This is a genomic window from Longimicrobium sp. (assembly GCF_036280135.1).
In the GTDB taxonomy this organism is placed as follows: domain Bacteria; phylum Gemmatimonadota; class Gemmatimonadetes; order Longimicrobiales; family Longimicrobiaceae; genus Longimicrobium.
Window position 1 is genome coordinate 1 of record NZ_DASURI010000076.1, and the last position, 2165, is coordinate 2165.

Annotated in this window: 3 protein-coding genes; 2 read left to right on the forward strand and 1 reads right to left on the reverse strand. The window is 68.3% G+C overall.

What is annotated here, in order from left to right; translation table 11 throughout:
- Positions 1–223 precede the first annotated feature (223 nt).
- Entirely contained in the window at positions 224–1123 is a 900-nt protein-coding gene (locus VFZ20_RS02680; RefSeq protein WP_329682277.1) for an SMP-30/gluconolactonase/LRE family protein, read from the forward strand.
- A gap of 87 nt (positions 1124–1210) precedes the next feature.
- Here VFZ20_RS02680 and VFZ20_RS02685 read toward each other — a convergent pair whose 3' ends face one another.
- On the reverse strand, positions 1211–1366 hold the full coding sequence (locus VFZ20_RS02685; protein WP_329682278.1) for a hypothetical protein: 156 nt from the start codon (positions 1364–1366) through the stop codon (positions 1211–1213).
- A gap of 199 nt (positions 1367–1565) precedes the next feature.
- Here VFZ20_RS02685 and VFZ20_RS02690 point away from each other — a divergent pair, with 199 nt between their 5' ends.
- Positions 1566–2006, forward strand: coding sequence for a hypothetical protein (locus tag VFZ20_RS02690; protein WP_329682279.1), 441 nt, complete (start codon positions 1566–1568; stop codon positions 2004–2006).
- The last annotated feature ends 159 nt before the right edge of the window (positions 2007–2165 follow it).

The following is a 2165-nucleotide window of genomic DNA, read 5'->3' on the forward strand; positions in this document are numbered from 1 at the left end:
GCTCCCATTCCCGTGGGGCTGCTTACGCCTCCCAAGGGGTGGGTGAAGAGCAACATCGTTTTGAACAGCGTCAGCACCGTGAGGACTTGTCAACCATCCTCCCGGTCTGTTCTGTCAACGATCATCCCGGTTGCTCATGCTGCCGGCGGGATCCATGCTTCCCCGGCTCGGCGCAGTCCAGCCGGCGTACTGAGCAAGGAACAACGAAACGAGATTCGATCCGATGACGAATATGCGGAGGATGCTGGGCGCGGCGGGGCTCGCGCTGCTGGCGGCGTGCGGCGGCGAAAAGGGGCCGGAGCCGGACATCAAGCTGCTGGACGTGGGATTCGCGGACCCCGAGTCCGTGCTGCACGACAGCGTGGCGGACGTGTACTTGGTCTCCAACCTCAACGGCTCGCCCCTGGACAAGGACGGCAACGGCTTCATCGCGCGCGTGCTGCCCAGCGGCGACACGGCCAACATGCACTGGCTGGGCAGCGGCGGAAACCGCGGCATGCTCAACGCGCCCAAGGGGATGGGCATCGTCGCCGACACGCTGTACGTGGCCGACATCGACGTCGTCCGCCGCTTCCATCGCGTCACGGGCGCCATGCTGGGCGAGGTCCCCATCCCCGGCTCCACCTTCCTCAACGACATCGCCACGGGCCCGGACGGCTCCGTGTACGTCACGGACATGGGATTGAAGATGGGCGGCGGGCGGATGGAGGCGTCGGGATCGGCCGCCATCCACCGCATCCTCCCGGGCGGGCGCGTGCAGACGCTGGCCAAGGGGCCGGAGGTGGGCACGCCCAACGGCATCGTGGTGGACGCGGACGGCACCGTCACCATCGCGGGCTACACCACGGGCGAGGTGGTGCGCATCGCGCCGAACGGGACGCGCACGGTCATCCCGGCGCCGCGGCGGGGGCAGCTGGACGGCCTGGTGCGCGAGCGTGATGGCGCGCTGCTGGTGTCCGATTGGAAGCGGTCCGCCGTGTACCGCGTGCGCCCGGACGCGGAGCCGGAGATCGCCGTGCCCAACCTTCCCTCCCCCGCCGACATCGGCTACGACGCGCGCCGCAACCGCCTGCTGGTGCCGCTGATGACGGTGAACCGCGTGGAGATCTACGCGCTCCCGTAGCGCGATCCGAAGGATGACGGACGAACGACAGCGGGGCGGCCCATCGGCCGCCCCGCTGTGTTTCGTCCGGACCCGCCAGTCAGCGGATCACGCCCAGCAGTCGCAGGTGCGGCAGGTGCCGCCGCAGGAAAGCTGCTCCGTCTCGTACAGCACCGTGCGGATGATGACCGAATCGCTGTACTGCTGCGTCTCCTCCATCGAGACGAAGCTCTCCACGATCAGGTCGTCCAGGTTGAGGCTCATCGTTGCGTCTCCGGGTGAGTCGAAGATTGGAATGCGATCTACCGGCACGTCCGGCGTGACAGGAATACCGAACAATTCCTCTCCGGTCAACCCGCGCGCATCATCCCCGCCAAACTGCGCTTCGCACCAGGATCATTGCGCGCGTTTTGAGACGAACCTACCCTTGCATCACACCCTTTACCCCTTCAGGGAGGAACGCATGCGATCGTTGCTTTCCCTTCTCCTCGTCCCGCTGGCGCTGGCGGCCTGCGGCGACGCCACGGCACCCCTTTCGCCCACGGACGCGCTGCAGGCCCGCGGCGGCATCCCCGGCGCGCCTGGCGGCATCACCCTCCAGTCGCTGACGGCCAGCATCAACAGGCCCGGCACCGTGGGCAACTACACCACGTGCACCTTCTCCGCCAGCGTCAGCGGGGGCACGGCGCCGTACACGTACGCCTGGGGCATCTCCGGGGCGTCGGGCGGCTACCTGAGCCCGCAGAGCTACAACACCGCGAGCATCCAGGCCACGGGCTACTACTACGGTTCGTGGGGCGGCACGGGGAGCGTGTACCTGTACGTGACGGTGACGGATGCCAACGGGCTGCAAGCCACGCCGTACCGGCAGATCCTCATCCCCTACAGCTCCACCTCCTGCTGAGGCAGAGGGCCCTCCGACAAGAATCAGCCCGCCGGTGCGTGCTGCACCGGCGGGCCGAGCGGGACTTGCCGAAGCGACCACGCCCGGAGACCGCGAATGCCGCCCACCCCCCCGGCCGCGGCCGTCGTTCAGACGCCGTCGCACGCGCCCGACACGAAG

What these genes read in the sequence shown, in the direction of transcription:
- VFZ20_RS02680 (WP_329682277.1), top strand. Translation starts at nt 224, where the DNA reads ATGACGAATATGCGGAGGATGCTGGGCGCGGCGGGGCTCGCGCTGCTG.
- VFZ20_RS02685 (WP_329682278.1), bottom strand. Translation starts at nt 1,366, where the DNA reads ATGAGCCTCAACCTGGACGACCTGATCGTGGAGAGCTTCGTCTCGATG.
- VFZ20_RS02690 (WP_329682279.1), top strand. Translation starts at nt 1,566, where the DNA reads ATGCGATCGTTGCTTTCCCTTCTCCTCGTCCCGCTGGCGCTGGCGGCC.